Source organism: Lysinibacillus sp. NPDC047702 (assembly GCF_050272555.1).
Lineage (GTDB): Bacteria > Bacillota > Bacilli > Bacillales_A > Planococcaceae > Lysinibacillus.
Genome location: NZ_JBNNMG010000013.1, coordinates 25,585 through 43,244, shown reverse-complemented (window position 1 = coordinate 43,244; position 17,660 = coordinate 25,585). Strand labels below are relative to the sequence as shown.

The window sequence follows — 17,660 nt, the reverse complement described above, 5'->3', positions numbered from 1 at the left end:
GGTGAAGTTATGAAAAAAATTTTAGAAGTGAAAGACTTAACAGTAAAAATCGGCGAGAAGAATGTATTAACCTCTATCAATCTATCTGCCTATCAAGGACGAGTTTTAGGGATTATAGGGGAAAGTGGAAGTGGTAAGACAATGCTTTGCCAAGCTATCATGCAAACATTACCCACTTCGGCACAGATCACACAAGGTCAAATCCTCTACCAGCAAGAAGATTTATTGACAGTCTCAGCAGCTAAATTGAGAGCTTATCGTGGGAGACATTTGTCTATGATTATGCAAAATCCGTCTTCAGCTTTTGATAGTATACAAACCATCGAAGGGCATTTTCGGGAGACATTAAAAGCTCACTTCGTTATGACTAAAAAAGAAATAAGGCAGATCGCCATTGATGCCATGAATAAAGTTAATTTACCTAATCCAGAGCAACTTTTGCATTACTATCCTTTTCAATTAAGTGGAGGAATGTTACAGCGAATGATGATCGCTTTATCATTGGCCATACAGGCAACCCTATACATTGCAGATGAGCCAACAACAGCGCTAGATACAGTCAATCAAAAACAAGTATTAACATTGTTTGACCAAATTCGCTTGGAAACAGAGGCTACTATTATTCTTGTGACACATGATTTAGGAGTTATTGCTGAACTAGCTGACGATGTATCTGTGATGTATCAAGGTGAAGTTATTGAGCAGACGAATGTCTTTGATTTTTTTGATGCCCCTCAGCATCCCTATTCCAAGAAACTTTTACAATCAAGAATTATGTTTTAGAGGTGAAAAAAGATGAAGCTGTTAGAAGTGAAAAATATTGAGAAGTATTATTCTCAAAGGCCGTTCATATTCAAACGAAGGCAGGAAGCTCCTGTATTACAGAAAGTAACATTTTCACTTCAGGAGGGCGAATGCTTAGGAATAGTCGGACAAAGTGGCTCAGGTAAAAGCACATTAGGTCGTATTATCTTAGGAATTGACCGACCTACTAACGGAGAAGTTCTATTTCAAGGTGTTAATCTTTATGAGGCAACAAATAAGCACAAAAAAATGATACGAAGAGATTTACAGGCTGTCTTTCAAAGTAGCTATCATTCATTTAATCCGAAGCAGACAATTTTTGACATAGTAGAAGAACCTTTTCTTAATTTCGAGCAATTCAGTAAAACAGAGAGACAACATAAGGTAAGGGAATTACTAGACTGTGTGGAGTTAGAGTGTACAATTGCTCAAAAGTATCCTTCGCAGCTAAGTGGAGGGCAGCAGCAGCGTGTTAACATCGCTAGAGCGCTTGCTTTAAATCCAAAATTGATTGTATTAGATGAGGCCATTAGTAGTCTTGATATGATATTGCAGAAGCATATTATCCAGCTATTACAAACACTTCAAAGAGATTTGCAACTTGCATATATTTTTATTTCTCATGATTTACAGGCAACACGTTTTATGTCAGACCGCATACTTGTCATGCAGCATGGTCAGCTAGTGGAAGAAATCAGGAAGGGGGAAACATTCCAGCATCCCGCTTCTCTTGAACTTTCCAATGCTATTTTGCCATCGCACCCCCAGGTAAGAAGTAGTAAGAATAATAGAGAATAATGAGCTTTCCATACTATCTATTATATAAAGTGTATTTGAAAAAATCGCCAAAGATAAATCACATTTGCCATTTTGAATAACACATTTAACCCCATCCCTAATTTGGAACGGGGTTATTGTTATTTTACGATTGCTTGGTAAAAGAACTATGTAAATCCCACAATTTATCTCCCAGATTTTCTAAAATAGCTTTTGTTCTCTTTTCTATATTATCTGGAAGCTCTTTTCTGCTGAAATATGTAAGATTCAAACTCTCACCATCCTTCATTTCTAATACACCATTTACGTGTTTAGCTAAATAAAGATGTATGACCGTATATGTTTCATCACCATTAGGATATTGAAAATAATAATCCGGTCCTGAAAAAACACCTATCAATTCAAATTCATTAGCCACGAGTCCAGTTTCTTCATGAAGTTCACGGGAAGCAACCTCCTCTAAAGTTTCGTTCAGTTCCATTGAACCACCAGGTAATCCCCAATTAAATGTATCTGAGCGTTTTTGAAAGAGAATTTTCTTGTCATTGTTTACCACAAGGATTGTCGCTCCGACGCTTATAATTGGTCTGCTACCGAACTGCTTTCTTAATTCTGAAATATACCCCAAAATTTCCACTCCTACTAAAAATTTATTCATATAAATAGTTCTGCTTTGCTAAATAAGAAACCTCTATTTTCTTAATTACTTTTGAAAGTAGGCTAGTTTCATCCCTTAACAATCTTTTTTTGTACGAAATAATGCTAAAAAATATAGAATAGTTCTTTAAAAATGGAAAATAGCTTTTGATAAACTGCCTTTTCTGAATTTTACCTATATTGATTGTTTTTGAATCTCTATGATAAGGTTAAAAGACAAATTGAATATGCTAAATTTTGGTGGTTCAAGTGAAGTGATTTCATTTGATTAAAAGGGAAGTTGGTAAGAGTCCAACACTGTCCCGCAACTGTATTTAGGAGCTCAATAACAATACCACTGTTTTGTTTATCAAAATGGGAAGGCGATATTGTAGCGTTGATCATAAGTCAGGAGACCTGCCACTAAACAAGCATCAATTGACCTACGAGGATAGGGAGGTGTTAGCTACAGTATGATTATTGTGAATTATTGTAAATTCGCTGTTTTTTACTCTGTCATGTATTTGTAGATTAACAACTTCTAAAAGGATAGAAGTTGTTTTTTTGTTGTTCTTTCGCGCTTGAATGTTAACGCTTACAAGAATGAATAAACAAAGGGGCTGTAATGTATGGAGTTAAATTATTCACCAGGTCTAGATGGAATCATTGCCACTGAGACTAAATTATCTTTTTTAGACACAGTACAAAGTCAAATTGTTATAAGAGGCTATGACTTGATTGAATTATCGAAGCGATATTCTTATTTAGACATTGTGCATTTACTATTCAACGGAGAAATACCAGCTATTGCGCAACAGAATGAACTGAAAGCCATTTTGAAAACAAACTATCAGGTTCCACAAGAAATTTTTCATATTTTTAAGCTATTGCCAAAGGGAACACATGCAATGGATGGGCTGAGAACTGGGATATCAGTATTAGCAGGCTATGATCAGCAAATCGATGATCGTTCTACAGAGGAGAATTTAAAGAGAGCCTTTAGACTTTTAGGAAGTATGCCAAATATTGTAGCGAATAGCTATCGTGTACTCAATGGACAAGAGGTAGTAGAGCCCGATAGTAATCTTTCTTATAGTGCGAATTTCTTTTACATGATTACTGGAAAAAAGCCAACAGTGCTGGAGGAGGAAACTTTCGATCAATCCCTTGTTCTATATAGTGAACATGAAATGCCTAATTCTACATTTACGGCTCGTGTTATTGCCTCTACACAATCCGATTTATATGGAGCTTTAACTGGAGCTGTAGCATCATTGAAAGGAAATTTACATGGTGGAGCAAACGAGGCTGTGATGTATATGCTTCTTGAAGCAAAGACAGTGGAAGGCTTTGAAACATTGCTGCAAAAGAAAGAAAAAATCATGGGCTTTGGTCATCGTGTATACATGAAGAAAATGGATCCACGTGCACAAATAATGAAAGAGGCATTAAGTAAATTATGTTTAGAACATGGTGACGATCTATTATATCGCATGTGTGAGGCTGGTGAGAAAGTAATGGTGCAGGAAAAAGGATTGTATCCAAATTTAGATTACTACGCAGCACCTGTATATTACATGCTTGGACTGCCTATTGAAATCTATACCCCAATTTTCTTTAGCTCTCGTACCGTCGGCTTATGTGCACATGTGATTGAACAGCATGAAAATAACAAGCTGTTTAGACCTCGCGTTCATTATATGGGCGAGCGTCATAACCTTGAAGAAGTAACAGTGTAATCAACATATAACAACTCGCCATAGTACTGATGGACATTCTGACCAATGTCCATCAACTTACTAGTATATCAAATAGAGGTAGTGAAAGGAAGATATAGATGATAAAAACTAATGAAATATCTAAGACAGATCAATTATTAAGCGATATTGCAGATTATGTATTAAATACTACGATTACCAGTGAAGAAGCCTATGAAACAGCACGTTATGTTTTATTAGATACTTTAGGCTGTGGAATTTTAGCCTTACAATATCCTGAATGTACAAAGCTTCTTGGTCCAGTTGTTCCAGGGACAATCGTTCCAAACGGTACACGTGTACCAGGTACCTCTTACGTTTTGGATCCAGTGAGAGGAGCTTTCAATATCGGCTGTATGATTCGATGGTTGGATTATAACGACACATGGCTTGCGGCTGAATGGGGACATCCTTCTGATAATTTGGGTGGCATTTTAGCAGTTGCGGATTATTTGAGCCGTGAACGTATTACACAAGGCAAAGAGCCTTTAAAAATCAAAGAAGTATTAGAAATGATGATTAAGGCCCATGAAATCCAAGGGGTTTTAGCATTGGAAAATAGCTTGAATCGTGTAGGATTGGATCATGTTTTATATGTAAAAATTGCGACTACTGCTGTTGTTACAAAAGCGTTAGGTGGAACACGTCAAGAAATTATTAATGCATTATCAAATGCTTGGATTGATAATTCCAGCCTACGAACATATCGTCATGCACCTAATACAGGGTCAAGAAAATCATGGGCAGCAGGTGACGCAACAAGCAGGGCTGTACAATTGGCTATGATGGCAATAAAAGGAGAAATGGGGTATGCAACTGCATTATCAGCACCTGGATGGGGTTTCCAGGACGTACTCTTCAAAAAACAAGAACTAAAGCTGGCAAGATCACTTAAATCTTATGTTATGGAAAATGTGCTCTTCAAGGTTTCTTTCCCGGCTGAATTTCATGCACAAACGGCTGCCGAATGCGCTGTGCATTTACATGAAGAAGTGAAAAACCGTTTAGAAGATATTGAAAAAATTGTGATTACAACACATGAATCAGCCATTCGCATTATAGATAAAGAGGGACCACTCAATAATCCTGCTGACCGTGATCACTGTATTCAATATATTACAGCAATTGGATTAATGTATGGCGACATTATCGCAGATCATTATGAAGATGACGTGGCTGCAGATCCACGTATAGATGAACTGAGAAAGAAAATGGTTGTTGTTGAAAAAGCACAATATACCATCGATTACTTAGATCCAGACAAACGTTCTATTGCCAATGCTGTGCAAATTTACTATAAAGATGGTTCATCATCTGAATTAATAGAATGTGAGTATCCATTAGGTCACCGTTTCCGCCGTGAGGAAGCATTCCCTAAAATTATTGATAAATTCCAACGAAATATTAGTACTCATTATTCATCAAAGCAATTGAATAAAATAAAACAGCTATGCGCGAATCAAGAGCTTATTGAAAATAGCTATGTTCATGAATTTGTTGAATTATTTATTTAATTAGAGAAGGGAGGTTTTTGATAGATGGCATGGATTGTGAATGAAACTGTTTCACAAAAACAACTGGCTGAACAATTTCAAGCTTTCATAGCTCATAAGGATATTTTACAAATACCTGGAGCTCATGATGCTATGGCTGGTTTAATGGCTAAAAAAGTAGGCTTCGAGGCATTATATCTATCTGGAGCCGCCTATACCGCGAGTCGTGGCTTACCTGATTTAGGTATGATTTATTCGAATGAGGTAGCAGAACGTGCTAGAGATATTATCCGAGCTACAAATTTACCAATGCTAGTGGATATTGATACTGGCTTTGGTGGTGTATTAAATGTGGCACGTACAACTCGTGAAATGGTAGAGGCAGGTGTGGCCGCAGTTCAATTAGAGGATCAAAATTTACCGAAAAAATGTGGTCATTTGAATGGAAAAACACTTGTAACTCAAGAGGAAATGATTCAAAAAATAAAGGTCATAAAGCAAATAGCTCCAACCTTAGTTATTATCGCACGTACAGATGCGAGATCTGTAGAAGGTTTAGAACTAGCCATCCAACGCGCAAAAGCCTATATAGCAGCTGGGGCTGATGCAATTTTTCCAGAGGCACTGCAAAATGAAAAGGAATTTAAACAATTTTCAAATGAAGTAAATGCACCATTATTGGCAAATATGACTGAATTCGGACAAACACCCTATTATACGGCCAAAGAATTCGAAAATATGGGCTATTCTATGATTATTTATCCAGTAACATCCATGAGAGTAGCAGCCAAAGCCTATAAACACGTATTTGAATTAATAAAAAATACAGGAACTCAAAAAGAAGCTATTGAGGATATGCAATCTAGAAGCGAATTATATGACACGATTTCCTATTACAAATTCGAGAATTTAGATACTGAACTAGCTAAAACGATACTACCCAAAGAGGAATTAAAAGGGTAATTTAAATGAGCAGAAGTTCTTGTCTGTATTAAGGACAAGAACTTCTAGTTAATCATTAACTCCATGCAATAGGTTTGAATATCGAGATTATTCACTAAGTACCCAAAACATTTGCACTTTATGCGATAAATGAATAGATTGTATGTGCTTTTTCAAATGGTATTGTAGCAAGAACTGAAATAATCTTGTAGAAGTATTAATAATTAATAAAGAATCAATGCATATATAAAAGGTCTTTGCTAAAACTTTTTTGAAGGAATGTATTGTAATTATTACTTAGTAACTTTAATATAAGTATATAATTATATATAAATTTAATTACCTCTAACTAGTCAGGGGATTTTATTTAAAATTATATATAAGTATATGGTTATATAAGGAGTGCAGATAAATGGAAAACACACTAATTGAAAAACAATTAAAAGCAGCAGCTGACTTAAATCGCATTAAATTACTTGCATGTATGAAACATGGGGAGGTATGTGTATGTGATTTTGTAGATGTTCTAGGCATTTCACAACCCGCAGTTAGTCAGCATCTACGAAAATTAAAGGAGGCAGGCATTATTACTGAGCGAAAAGTAGGGACATGGAAACATTATCGTCTAGTGGAAGATCAAACCCCACTGATGAAGGGGATTTTAAACCAAATTCAGCCTTTAAATGGGTGTAATTGTGTTTCTGATTGTTGCCATGAAGGAGAGAAATAAATGAATAATGAACCCTTAACTAAACAGCTATCTTTTCTAGATCGTTACCTCACGCTTTGGATATTCCTTGCAATGGGAATAGGGGTTTTATTAAGTGTCATCATGCCCGATATTGGTGAAGCATTAGAGTCCATGTCTATTGGCACAACATCGATACCGATTGCTATAGGGTTAATTGTGATGATGTATCCACCATTAGCGAAAGTGAAATATGAGGAAATGTGGCGAGTGTTTAAGGATTGGAAGGTGCTTCTACTTTCACTTTTTCAAAACTGGTTACTTGGACCATTTTTGATGTTCTTTCTAGCGATCATCTTCTTACGTGATTATCCAGAGTATATGGCTGGGCTCATTATGATTGGATTAGCTCGCTGTATTGCAATGGTGATTGTATGGAATGATCTGGCTCGTGGAGACCGTGAATATGTAGCTGGTTTAGTTGCTTTTAACTCCATTTTTCAAATCGTGACGTATTCGATTTTTGCTTACTTTTTCTTAAATATATTACCTGGTTGGTTTGGTTTAGAGAATTTTAATGTATCCATCTCCATGTGGGAGATTACCAAGAGCGTACTTATTTACTTAGGCATACCATTTGCTGCTGGGTTTCTCACACGATGGATCAGTATGAAAACAAAAGGAAAACAGTGGTATAAGGAAAAGTTTTTACCAAAAATTTCACCACTTACTTTAATAGCACTTCTGTTCACAATTGTGATGATGTTTGCATTAAAGGGTGAGAAATTAATAGAGTTACCACTTGATGTAGTAAGAATTGCTATTCCATTATTTATTTACTTTGTGGTCATGTTTGCTATTTCATTCTTCTCTTCTCGTAAAGCAGGTGCATCTTATCCTGTTACAGCAGCCCTATCTTTTACAGCAGCTAGTAATAATTTTGAGTTAGCCATTGCAGTAGCTGTCGGTGTTTTTGGACTTCACAGTGGAGTGGCTTTTGCTGCTGTTATTGGACCACTTGTTGAAGTACCAGTACTTATTGGACTTGTATGGGTTGCTTTACGCTGGCAGAAAAAATATTTTAAAACCATATAAGGAGGATTTTAGATGAAAAGTGAAGATAATATTCGTGCAAATGTACGTGAAAGCTATGCGAAGGTAGCATTGAAATTAGACAGTACACAGGGATGCTGTACGCCAGCTCCTAGCTGCTGTAGCCCAAAAGGAAATCAAAATGTTTCCATTGAAGAGATTTCGCAAAAAATGGGCTATACAAAAGAGGAACTAGCTTCTATCCCAAACGGAGCAAATATGGGACTTAGCTGTGGCAACCCTCAAGTTATCGCGGACTTGATGCCTGGAGAAATTGTTGTCGATTTAGGGTCAGGTGGTGGCTTCGTTTGCTTCTTGGCTGCCCCAAAAGTAGGAAAAGACGGTCAGGTAATTGGCATTGATATGACACCTGAAATGATCTCTAAGGCACGTCGTAATGCAGAAAAGCCTGGATATGAACAAGTAGAATTTCGTTTAGGTGAAATTGAGCACATGCCAGTTGCTGATCATACCGCTGATATTATCATTTCAAATTGTGTGATCAATCTATCGCCAAACAAACCACAGGTATTTAAAGAGGCATACCGTATTTTAAAAACAGCTGGTCGTTTAGCAATTTCAGATATTGTGTTAACAGCAGCCTTACCAGAGAGTTATTTATTAGATATGAATCTATATTCTGGCTGTGTCTCTGGTGCCATTTCAATTGAAGAATACAAAACACTTTTAAGAGATGCAGGCTTTACTAATATCTCAATCATACCAAAAGATGAGTCAAAAGAATTTATCCGTGAATGGGAACCTCATTATGATTTAGAAAATTATATTGTCTCAGCAATTATTCAGGCCGTTAAAAAGGAAAACGAATAGAGATAACCTTTAAACACGTGAACACGATTATTATCCAACCAAATAATGAGATCAGTGGTAGATTTTATTTAATTTATTGAAAGAGCAAAAACCATGGAGAAGTATATCTTAATCCTTGTATAATTTATATTATTCAATATTATTTCAGAGGGGGGATATGATGATTCAAGGTTCTTGGAGAGCATTGTTATGGATAGGTTTATCAGAATTATGTGCTTTAAGCTTATGGTATAGTGCATCAGTGATTGCACCTGAGTTAATTACAGCTTGGAGCCTAAGCTCAGATTCGGAAGCATGGCTTTCTGCATCTGTTCCTATTGGATTTGTAATAGGAGCATTATTTAGCTCATACTTTGGGATTGCTGATCGTTTTAATCCAAGAAAGGTTTTTGCAATTTCAGCATTGCTAGGTGCAATATTGAATACCCTACTAATTCTAGTCAATTCCAGCTTATTCGGAATTCTATTAAGGATTTTAACTGGCATAACCCTTGCTGGTGTATACCCAATAGCTGTAAAAATTTTATCACAATGGTTTCCTAAAAAACGTGGGTTGGCGATTGGTATCTTAATAGCAGCTTTAACATTAGGCTCATCATTACCACATTTTGTTGTGGTGTTCTTTTCTTCATTAAGTTGGAAATTCGTGATAATTTGTAGCTCAGTATTGTCTCTATTATCGGCTATTATCGTCATTACTATTTTAGAAGATGCTCCTGTAACATCACAAAAATTGCCATTCTCATTTCAATTAATAAAAAAAGTAGTAGTGAATAAACCAGTAATGCTTGCGAACTACGGCTATTTTGGCCATATGTGGGAATTATACGCAATGTGGACATGGCTTCCTGCTTTCTTAACAGCTAGTTTCTTAACCTATTCATCAGAAACTCCGCATTGGTTCATTGCATTATCCTCATTTATTTCAATAGGAATTGCAGGAGGGATTGGATGTGTGGTAGGTGGACTAATCTCAGATAAAATCGGAAGAGCCAATTTAACGATTATTTCTATGTTAATCAGTGCCATCTGTTCTATCTTAATAGGTTTTACATTTGGACAATCTATTTGGTTAACACTCATAATTGCAATGATTTGGGGGATGTCTGTCATTTCCGATTCGGCCCAATTCTCTGCAGCAGTTTCAGAAATTGCTGAAGTTGAATATGTAGGTACAGCCCTTACCTTTCAAATGTGTATTGGTTTCCTAATTACTATATTTTCTATCAATCTCATCCCTATTATTCAGAAGATCCTTGGTTGGGAGTGGGGATTTTCAATTTTAGCGATTGGACCTATTCTAGGAATTATATCAATGGTCAAATATAGACGTTACGAACTCAATGATGAAGAAGTATAATTGTAACTTATGATGCAAAAACATATTCTTAAAGGATGAGAAATCAAGGTTTTTTCCAATAGTTTTTCAATCAAAAATTGTAAAAAAAGCACTGATTTTATTATACAAATGAAAGAAAGTGCAATATGAAGATCTTAGTCCAGTAAAAAATCATTACTTAGGTCTTGAAACTTGCATAAAATTTTTAGTCTATTCTTTTGATTTGAACATTACTTAGAAAAAGTGTTCCTATATGTTTTCAGTAAAAGAATGCATCAGTATAAATTTCTTTATTTTTAAGTTGATTAAAATCATCTTACCTGTTGTGATTTCTATATGGTGAGGTGATTTTTTGGATATTTATGTTAATATTTATTGAATTATGAGGTATGCTAACTTAACTGGAAAATTTAATTTAAACAAAAGGAAACTTTTTATGTTAAATATAGTCAATTGTATAAAAGAGAGAGGAGAGGAAGTAATTATGATAAAAAGATATTTAAGTATTATTTCATTGTTACTGTTTTCTCTGTTCATTAATTTTTCTTTTATTACACCAATCGTAGTGAACGGAACCTCGGAAATTGGGGACATTTTGGTCATTTTATTAATTATAACGTCATTTCTAGCTGCATTTTTTAGCCAAAAGGGTAAGTTACGAAATTTTGCTTTAATTCTTTCCTCGATTCCTATACTTGTTCTAATAGGTTTAATTTTACTTCCAATACTATATATATTAGAGCAATAACCAGGCGTGTTCTTTGTATGAAGAAGATTGGAAAGTTAATGAACGTTAACTAACGTATGCGTTAATTAAAAAAAGATAAACGTTTTTTGTACTAACTGTGCAATTTACTTCTTTAGGTTTATATAAATGTTAAACGTTCAGTTGTGATATGATTGTCAAAGGAAATAGACTTGAACAGTTTTGTAAAAGTTTATAAAAAATCAAATGAGGAATAAAATTTTAAAAGATAATAAGATCCATCATAAAAATTTCCTGATTTATTTTTCAAAAAAGTTATTGATATGGAGTTAACACCAAGTAATATACTTGTTGAGTACCATTGAGTTAAATGTTGAATTGTGATATGAAGAAATGTAAGCTAATGAGACTTATTTAATATTGCTGATAGGGAGAGATTGAAATGGGAAATACTGATAAGTTTGAAATGATAGCTAATATATATGACACTCCTGAAAGAATCCAAATTGCAAAGATTTCATCAGATGCCATCCAAAATTTTTTAATTGATACTAAAAGTAAGAATGCTATTGATTTTGGGTGTGGAACTGGTCTTGTCGGAATGAACTTGTTAAACGAGTTTAATTCTATACTTTTTCTGGATACATCACAAAACATGATTAATCAAATAAACCAAAAAATAACTGATTTAAAAATTCAAAATGTAGATTCATTATGCTTTGATATTGAAAAGGAAAGTTTGTCAGATTTACATGTACAAGCCGACTATATTTTTATGACTCAGGTTCTACTCCACATTCATGATGTTGAATTAGTTTTATCAAGATTATTTGATGTTCTTAATGAAGGCGGTCATTTACTAATCGTAGATTTTAATAAAAATGAAAAAATAGTTTCAGATATTGTTCATAACGGGTTTAATCCAGAAGAGCTAGCCGACATTATGACTAAAATAGGGTATAGGGATATTCAATTCAAAACTTTTTATACAGGAAGTAAAATATTCATGGGACACGATTCATCTATGTTTATTCTTGATTCAAAGAGGATTCAATAGTTAAGAATGGTCTTAGGTTTTACAGTTACAGTTTACATAATATTAAAACCTTAGCTAAGGAAAATACGAATAAAAAACAAGAGCAAACTCAACACTTGTTGACCAACTCTTGTTTTTTTATTTTGTTTGTTAATCAAATATCTTTTAAACCGACTGATTTCCCGAAACACCGTCATTATTTTCATGTACTTAAATGCTAAGTGCAATAGCTTTATAAAAACATTTAACTTCAATGCAACTAATTACTATTCAAAATACTCTAACGGTATGTAAGGAAAGAAGAGGTGTTATAGATGGAATCTGAATTTCTAGTAAAAAAAGCTCAAAAAGGAGATGGAGAAGCGTTTATACAGTTAATTAGCCAATATGAATTGATTCTTTATCGTACGGCAAAGATTTTAGGTCTAAAAGATGATGATATAGCAGATTTATTGCAAGAGACGGTTTTAACTGCATTTGAAAAAATAGGCACTTTAAAAGAGGTAAAATATTTTAATACTTGGCTTTGCCGCATCTTATTGAACAATTGTTATCGCTTTATGAAGCAGCATAAGCAGGTTATATCACTCGATTCAGAAACACTGAATACATTGCCACATCAAGATCATTTACCATTTGAGTTAGACGATGCGTTGAATAGCTTAGAAGAAAATTATCGTATTGCATTAACACTGTATTATGTGAATGGGCTAACAACTAAGGAAATTAGTGAATTGCTACACGAACCCGAAGGTACAATTAAATCGAGAATTTCGAGGGCAAAGCAATATTTGAAAAGCAACTATTATGTTGAGGAGGCACAATCGCTATGAAAAACAGTGGAGAGGAACGCTTACAGCAAGAAATGAATAAAGAGCAAGAGTTACCACAATCAGTTCGAATAGCTTTTGATCAATCCTATGAACAGATTCGTCAGCTATCAAAGAAAAAAACTAAAATATCAAGGATTAAACCTGTGGCAGTTGCTGTAGCCACAATTGCGCTAGTTTCGGGTGTTTTGTTAACAAATGATACAGTTCTAGCAAAATTACAAACCTTTTTCGGCTTAAAGGATCCTGGAATTGAAGTAGCAAGTGATCATGGAGATGTGCAATATGTGGCACAATCACAACAATCAGAAGATATTACCATTACACTTGAACACTTTTTTGCGGATGCGTATAGATTTGCTATGCAACTCAATATTAAATCAGATCATATACAAATGGACGATTTGCATCATATGAACGTGGAATATCGACTTTATAACGTAAAAGGTGAAGAAATCCATGCTTCTGTATCTGATACGAAGCCAATTGCTGGACCGGGAATTTTTAGTGGCGGCAAGTCTAATTTGTGGAATGTAAAAAAACATGCTGCAACATTAGAAATGCTAAGTGAGTCTAATGGAATCACTGTACCTTCATTAGAGGGTGCTAAATTAGTTATTGAAACTATAAATTTATTAAATAAGGATGGAAAGGTTATTTCGGTTGATGGCAAATGGGCATTTGATTTAACATCAACAACGGTTGAAACACAAGTTTTTGTAGGAGAAAATGTAGTTCCAGGGCTAGAGTTACAACAGGCTGCATTATCAAATGGTTCCATGCTAGTATCTTATAAAATTGATAATCAAATTAAAAATGAAAATGATATTTTTACAACAGCATTAGTAAATGAAAATGGCGAATCTTTCTACGCAAATAGTGCAAATGTTGAATACTTAGAGGAGGAACAACAAACAATCATTAGTTTAGTTTTCCCTTACAGTATATGGAATGAACAACAAGCTCTTTCATTAGCTGTAAAAGGCTTTGAAAAATTAAGATTAGTGGAGAGAGAATAAAAAGGAAACAATTATACTACAGCAAGTCCACTGTCAATTGAGATGATAATGGACTTGCTGTATTTATTTTTAATCAGAAGTTGACGAAATATTAAACTTCAATGGGGAATCGCAAGTCGAGAAGCAAAGATTTATGGGGGAATAGACGTAATTAAGCCCTCCTCCACGCCAAAATAGTTTTAGTTTACATAATATAAATACATTAGTCGCAACTTTAAATTTATTGGATGTTTCCTATAACTTAACGTTCAAAAGGGGATTATTCGTACAAATTGTAGTAATTAGTTTAAAATATATTTTCCTAATATAATAAAAATTATTCATATATGCAATACATACGTAAGTAGCAAACATTATCTTAACTTTCTGTTTTGAAAATGTGAAGCCATTTTTACTTCTTTGAGAAATGCTCTTTTTACACAGATTGTTGCTATACCTAGGAAAATTAGGCTTATTGGAAATGTAATTATTTTGGCTGCAACTTTTCTATTACTATTAGCAATAAAGAATAATGAAACATAAAACGACTTAAATCTAAAAGAGGTCATTAAAACAAAAACAAATATCCTTCAAAAGTATCGTTTGGAAAGAAAGAGGATTGAAGTGATATGTATAGTTAGAGCGATGGTTTACAAAAATACTGACAGAAGACATTAAACGAACTATTGTGCTTTAAAAAACCAAAATGTTCGTACTTTAACAATGAAAATGCTATTTGTTAATCGGCTGGATACTTCATTGATTGAATAAAACACGAATATTATATATTAAATCAACTAACTAATAAAGGATGATTTTTAAGAATGTGTATGTATATTCTTGACCAAATTCAGAGACAAGAAAGTCCAGACAAACATGTTAAATTTTTTATATAAACCAATAAGAAATAGTTGTTGATGGATAAGATCAATCTCAGTTGGATAAAATATTTGTGAACTTAAAAAGTTCAAATTTAAAGGATTGGGAGGACTAAATATGTCATCTGAAATGGGAGAAATACATCGTACTGGTCGAGACATTAACGACGTAATAGTACATTTTGGTGGGCAAGCTGAGAGTGTTTTTAGTTCATTGGCTGAACCAGGTCGACTTTCAATACAAAAGAAAGCAGACGAATTAGCTGCACAGTATCTTGAAAGTAATCCTAATCCAGACTATTATGATTGTGTTGAAATGGTAGCAGAGGGAGTTTTGACAGCAGGGAAGGAAATAAAGACTAGCAGTGGTTCTTGGGGAGAATCAGTAGATGCAGCACTTAGTGCTGGTGTTCAAATTCCAGCAGCAAAAATAGCTTGTAAAAGAATAACGATGTCTTAACATTATTTTTTGAAAAAGCGTAGGCGTAAAAAGCTTATGCTTTTTGATATTTATTGATTTCTTTTGTCTGGACATTCTTGTCCAAAGTGTCTGCAAGTTCTTGACCATATACAAAAGTACAGACACAAAAGTCAAATAACCTCTATTAGAAAAACAGATTGGAATTATTTGCCTCCTACTTGTCGGATAAATAAAAAAGCAATCGAGGCTTTTTGGGGTACGCTCAAATGCGAAAAATACTATTAAAATAAATATGATACATATGAAACTCTAAAAAAGTGCTTGTAGGAGCATTTCACAGTTGGAGGGAGATTTAGCAATTGAAGTCATATAGATGCTTTATGGAAAATGACAGATTTAATTACTGGTGGAGCCGTTTTTAATTCGAATAGAGATTATAAAAGGGTCACTGAGTTAAGGTGACCCTGAATGAGGGAGGATATGATGGTCAACCAACGCCACAACTGCATAAGTGCATGCGATACACTCAATATAAATTTGTGAAGGTAGAGGTTACTTATTCAAAAAAAACGTAGCGTCATCATAGGCTACAGCAAACTAATGAACATTATTAGGATGAATAATCAAAAAGATATTGTTCAGAAAGGACGAAAAATTATGGCTAATAAATGTGATGTTTATAATAAAGAGTCTAACAAGGATTAAGAATGGCATGTCCATATTACTTAACATGTGAGCTAATAATAATAAGTGTTATTCCCGTAAATAGGCAAATGATTCTCGTCACAGGAATTTTATCAGCTAGTCCAAATAATGCAATTGCTGTCGTTACGATTAAAACTGTTGGACCAACCAATGCAAGCATTGTATTAATATAGAATGCTTTTTCTAAATTATTCAACTTTAGCATCAACAATCCAGCACTTACTTCAATACTTCCAGACAATACACGTAAAATAACCATAGCAAGAACCGATTTTTCAATAATTGTCATCATCCTATCTTTATAGATAATTTTCGCATATATTATAAATCCATCTTAGGATAATAATAGACTTCTGTTATAATGAAATACTAAAATTAATATATGTATGATTCGTATCAAATATTCTTGTTATATTATGCTTTATAGTATTAATTTAATAAGTGACTTTCTAGATAAAAGTTCAAAGAATTTATTAATAGAATCAGTTTTATATATCCATTCTCTGTTTTTAAAAGGAAATAGTATAAGTGCATATAATAAAATCCTAAAGATTTATGGGAAAGATAGTACTTTTAAAAGATGCAGGCTTTCAAATATCTCAATTGAACCAAAAATGATTCCAAAGAATTTAATCGTGAATAAGAACCTAATTATGATTTAGAAAATTATATTGTCTCAGCTATTATTCAAGCTGTTAGATAAAAGGTTTAATTAACTGAAGTTGAACAAAATCACAAGCAATCATAAGCTTCAACATCATTGTGGAAGGCTTTTATTATGAGCTGTGAGAGCGATCGAGATGGGCAACGGTATGTATAACTGAATCTCGATACGCCTCATTGCGTTATTTCTAAAATTTTCTGGCTTAAGAAATTAAAAAAACCTAGAATTTCCTGTACAATAAAGGATTATTTATATAATGCAATGTCTAAAGTTTTTTGTCCATACACAAACAATAGGATAGCCACCACTTCTTTTCCATTATTTTAGTTTACATAATATAAATACCTTATTCACAATTTTTATCGGATGGTTCCTATAATTTATAGTTCAAAAGGGAATTATTTGTACGAATTGTGGGAATTATCGTTTAAAGTATATCTTCCTAATATTAATAAAAAAATATTTACATAAAATCTGAAAGCTGTAGCCTTTATTACACATAGTATGCGAGATGAAATTAGTATTATATATGGTGGGGATTTAGAAAAGTATAAAGATGAGGTTACAAACACGTTAATAGCAAATGGAAATAAGGTGCTAAAAAGGAAATTTGCAAAATCCGTCACGGCATGGATATACATTGGTGATGATTACGTCACAAATTACAATAATGATCAAGAGAAAGCCTTAGTGGAATTAGGACGTCATATTTCAATGTATCATTTGATTGATGTATGGAAACATTTAAAGAATAAGTTCGGGGAATTTGTATCTGTTACTAAAGAGGAACCAGTAATCAATGCTATTCATAATCGTGTACCGTTAAAAGATATTAAAAATCTAAATAATTGGGAGAAGGGCTTTGATGAGGGTTATCCATATTACATAGAGGGTAATAATCCGGCAACATTGTGGGAGCTATAGAATTATTCGATAAGGCACGTTTTAATGGATATAATGCACCTGCGCTTTAAAGTTCTTATGGGAAGGCTTATCGTAAATTAAAAGATTATGATAATGAAATTGCTATTCTTGATGAAGTAATAGAACGTATGAAAACGTG

Annotated in this window: 16 protein-coding genes and 1 riboswitch; of the genes, 14 read left to right on the top strand and 2 right to left on the bottom strand. The window is 33.9% G+C overall.

Features of this window, described 5'->3' with window-relative positions:
- The first annotated feature begins 9 nt into the window (after positions 1-9).
- A complete protein-coding gene (locus tag ACQKIM_RS09190; RefSeq protein ID WP_427542305.1) occupies positions 10-783 on the top strand; it encodes an ABC transporter ATP-binding protein in 774 nt (257 codons plus the stop codon).
- A gap of 12 nt (positions 784-795) precedes the next feature.
- Positions 796-1,602 carry an ABC transporter ATP-binding protein gene (locus ACQKIM_RS09185; RefSeq protein ID WP_427542302.1) on the top strand — a complete coding sequence of 269 codons (807 nt, stop codon included), beginning with the start codon at positions 796-798 and terminating at the stop codon, positions 1,600-1,602.
- A 124-nt stretch (positions 1,603-1,726) separates the two neighbouring features.
- Here the strand turns inward: ACQKIM_RS09185 and ACQKIM_RS09180 are convergent, their stop codons facing one another.
- Positions 1,727-2,209 carry an NUDIX hydrolase gene (locus ACQKIM_RS09180; protein ID WP_427542448.1) on the bottom strand — a complete coding sequence of 161 codons (483 nt, stop codon included), beginning with the start codon at positions 2,207-2,209 and terminating at the stop codon, positions 1,727-1,729.
- Between the two features lie 253 nt (positions 2,210-2,462).
- Positions 2,463-2,656: riboswitch (cobalamin riboswitch) on the top strand.
- Positions 2,657-2,846: 190 nt separating this feature from the next.
- On the opposite strand from ACQKIM_RS09180, the gene mmgD reads away from it, so the two are divergent.
- From mmgD to ACQKIM_RS09125, 11 genes are all read left to right on the top strand, one after another.
- Positions 2,847-3,956 carry a citrate synthase gene (gene mmgD / locus ACQKIM_RS09175; RefSeq protein WP_427542299.1) on the top strand — a complete coding sequence of 370 codons (1,110 nt, stop codon included), beginning with the start codon at positions 2,847-2,849 and terminating at the stop codon, positions 3,954-3,956.
- Between the two features lie 98 nt (positions 3,957-4,054).
- The gene (gene prpD, locus ACQKIM_RS09170; RefSeq protein WP_427542296.1) at positions 4,055-5,488 is read left to right on the top strand and encodes a 2-methylcitrate dehydratase; all 1,434 of its coding nucleotides are present in this window, start codon (positions 4,055-4,057) and stop codon (positions 5,486-5,488) included.
- A 24-nt stretch (positions 5,489-5,512) separates the two neighbouring features.
- On the top strand, positions 5,513-6,430 hold the full coding sequence (gene prpB / locus ACQKIM_RS09165) for a methylisocitrate lyase (protein WP_427542293.1): 918 nt from the start codon (positions 5,513-5,515) through the stop codon (positions 6,428-6,430).
- Between the two features lie 391 nt (positions 6,431-6,821).
- Positions 6,822-7,139 (top strand): ArsR/SmtB family transcription factor, encoded by a 318-nt coding sequence (locus ACQKIM_RS09160; protein ID WP_427542290.1) that lies wholly within the window; start codon positions 6,822-6,824, stop codon positions 7,137-7,139.
- Positions 7,140-8,192 (top strand): ACR3 family arsenite efflux transporter, encoded by a 1,053-nt coding sequence (gene arsB / locus ACQKIM_RS09155; RefSeq protein WP_427542287.1) that lies wholly within the window; start codon positions 7,140-7,142, stop codon positions 8,190-8,192.
- Positions 8,193-8,204: 12 nt separating this feature from the next.
- On the top strand, positions 8,205-9,020 hold the full coding sequence (locus ACQKIM_RS09150) for an arsenite methyltransferase (RefSeq protein WP_427542284.1): 816 nt from the start codon (positions 8,205-8,207) through the stop codon (positions 9,018-9,020).
- 160 nt (positions 9,021-9,180) lie between these two features.
- Positions 9,181-10,380 carry an MFS transporter gene (locus ACQKIM_RS09145; protein WP_427542281.1) on the top strand — a complete coding sequence of 400 codons (1,200 nt, stop codon included), beginning with the start codon at positions 9,181-9,183 and terminating at the stop codon, positions 10,378-10,380.
- Between the two features lie 1,127 nt (positions 10,381-11,507).
- Positions 11,508-12,122: a class I SAM-dependent methyltransferase gene (locus tag ACQKIM_RS09140; RefSeq protein ID WP_427542278.1), complete on the top strand. Its 615-nt coding sequence runs from the start codon at positions 11,508-11,510 to the stop codon at positions 12,120-12,122.
- 293 nt (positions 12,123-12,415) lie between these two features.
- Positions 12,416-12,934, top strand: a complete 519-nt coding sequence (locus ACQKIM_RS09135; protein WP_427542275.1) for a sigma-70 family RNA polymerase sigma factor — start codon at positions 12,416-12,418, stop codon at positions 12,932-12,934.
- Positions 12,931-13,950: a DUF4179 domain-containing protein gene (locus tag ACQKIM_RS09130; RefSeq protein ID WP_427542272.1), complete on the top strand. Its 1,020-nt coding sequence runs from the start codon at positions 12,931-12,933 to the stop codon at positions 13,948-13,950. The genes ACQKIM_RS09135 and ACQKIM_RS09130 overlap by 4 nt, the downstream gene beginning before the upstream one ends.
- A 975-nt stretch (positions 13,951-14,925) precedes the next feature.
- Positions 14,926-15,267, top strand: a complete 342-nt coding sequence (locus tag ACQKIM_RS09125) for a hypothetical protein (RefSeq protein WP_427542269.1) — start codon at positions 14,926-14,928, stop codon at positions 15,265-15,267.
- Positions 15,268-15,949: 682 nt separating this feature from the next.
- Here ACQKIM_RS09125 and ACQKIM_RS09120 read toward each other — a convergent pair.
- Positions 15,950-16,225 carry a YqhV family protein gene (locus tag ACQKIM_RS09120; RefSeq protein ID WP_054611762.1) on the bottom strand — a complete coding sequence of 92 codons (276 nt, stop codon included), beginning with the start codon at positions 16,223-16,225 and terminating at the stop codon, positions 15,950-15,952.
- 876 nt (positions 16,226-17,101) lie between these two features.
- Here ACQKIM_RS09120 and ACQKIM_RS09115 point away from each other — a divergent pair.
- Positions 17,102-17,521 (top strand): hypothetical protein, encoded by a 420-nt coding sequence (locus ACQKIM_RS09115; RefSeq protein ID WP_427542266.1) that lies wholly within the window; start codon positions 17,102-17,104, stop codon positions 17,519-17,521.
- Positions 17,522-17,660 lie beyond the last annotated feature (139 nt).

Bases quoted from the DNA above. Each gene is read 5' to 3' on its own strand.
- ACQKIM_RS09190 (WP_427542305.1), top strand. From the start codon at position 10: ATGAAAAAAATTTTAGAAGTGAAAGACTTAACAGTAAAAATCGGCGAG.
- ACQKIM_RS09185 (WP_427542302.1), top strand. From the start codon at position 796: ATGAAGCTGTTAGAAGTGAAAAATATTGAGAAGTATTATTCTCAAAGG.
- mmgD (WP_427542299.1), top strand. From the start codon at position 2,847: ATGGAGTTAAATTATTCACCAGGTCTAGATGGAATCATTGCCACTGAG.
- prpD (WP_427542296.1), top strand. From the start codon at position 4,055: ATGATAAAAACTAATGAAATATCTAAGACAGATCAATTATTAAGCGAT.
- prpB (WP_427542293.1), top strand. From the start codon at position 5,513: ATGGCATGGATTGTGAATGAAACTGTTTCACAAAAACAACTGGCTGAA.
- ACQKIM_RS09160 (WP_427542290.1), top strand. From the start codon at position 6,822: ATGGAAAACACACTAATTGAAAAACAATTAAAAGCAGCAGCTGACTTA.
- arsB (WP_427542287.1), top strand. From the start codon at position 7,140: ATGAATAATGAACCCTTAACTAAACAGCTATCTTTTCTAGATCGTTAC.
- ACQKIM_RS09150 (WP_427542284.1), top strand. From the start codon at position 8,205: ATGAAAAGTGAAGATAATATTCGTGCAAATGTACGTGAAAGCTATGCG.
- ACQKIM_RS09145 (WP_427542281.1), top strand. From the start codon at position 9,181: ATGATTCAAGGTTCTTGGAGAGCATTGTTATGGATAGGTTTATCAGAA.
- ACQKIM_RS09140 (WP_427542278.1), top strand. From the start codon at position 11,508: ATGGGAAATACTGATAAGTTTGAAATGATAGCTAATATATATGACACT.
- ACQKIM_RS09135 (WP_427542275.1), top strand. From the start codon at position 12,416: ATGGAATCTGAATTTCTAGTAAAAAAAGCTCAAAAAGGAGATGGAGAA.
- ACQKIM_RS09130 (WP_427542272.1), top strand. From the start codon at position 12,931: ATGAAAAACAGTGGAGAGGAACGCTTACAGCAAGAAATGAATAAAGAG.
- ACQKIM_RS09125 (WP_427542269.1), top strand. From the start codon at position 14,926: ATGTCATCTGAAATGGGAGAAATACATCGTACTGGTCGAGACATTAAC.
- ACQKIM_RS09120 (WP_054611762.1), bottom strand. From the start codon at position 16,225: ATGATGACAATTATTGAAAAATCGGTTCTTGCTATGGTTATTTTACGT.
- ACQKIM_RS09115 (WP_427542266.1), top strand. From the start codon at position 17,102: ATGCGAGATGAAATTAGTATTATATATGGTGGGGATTTAGAAAAGTAT.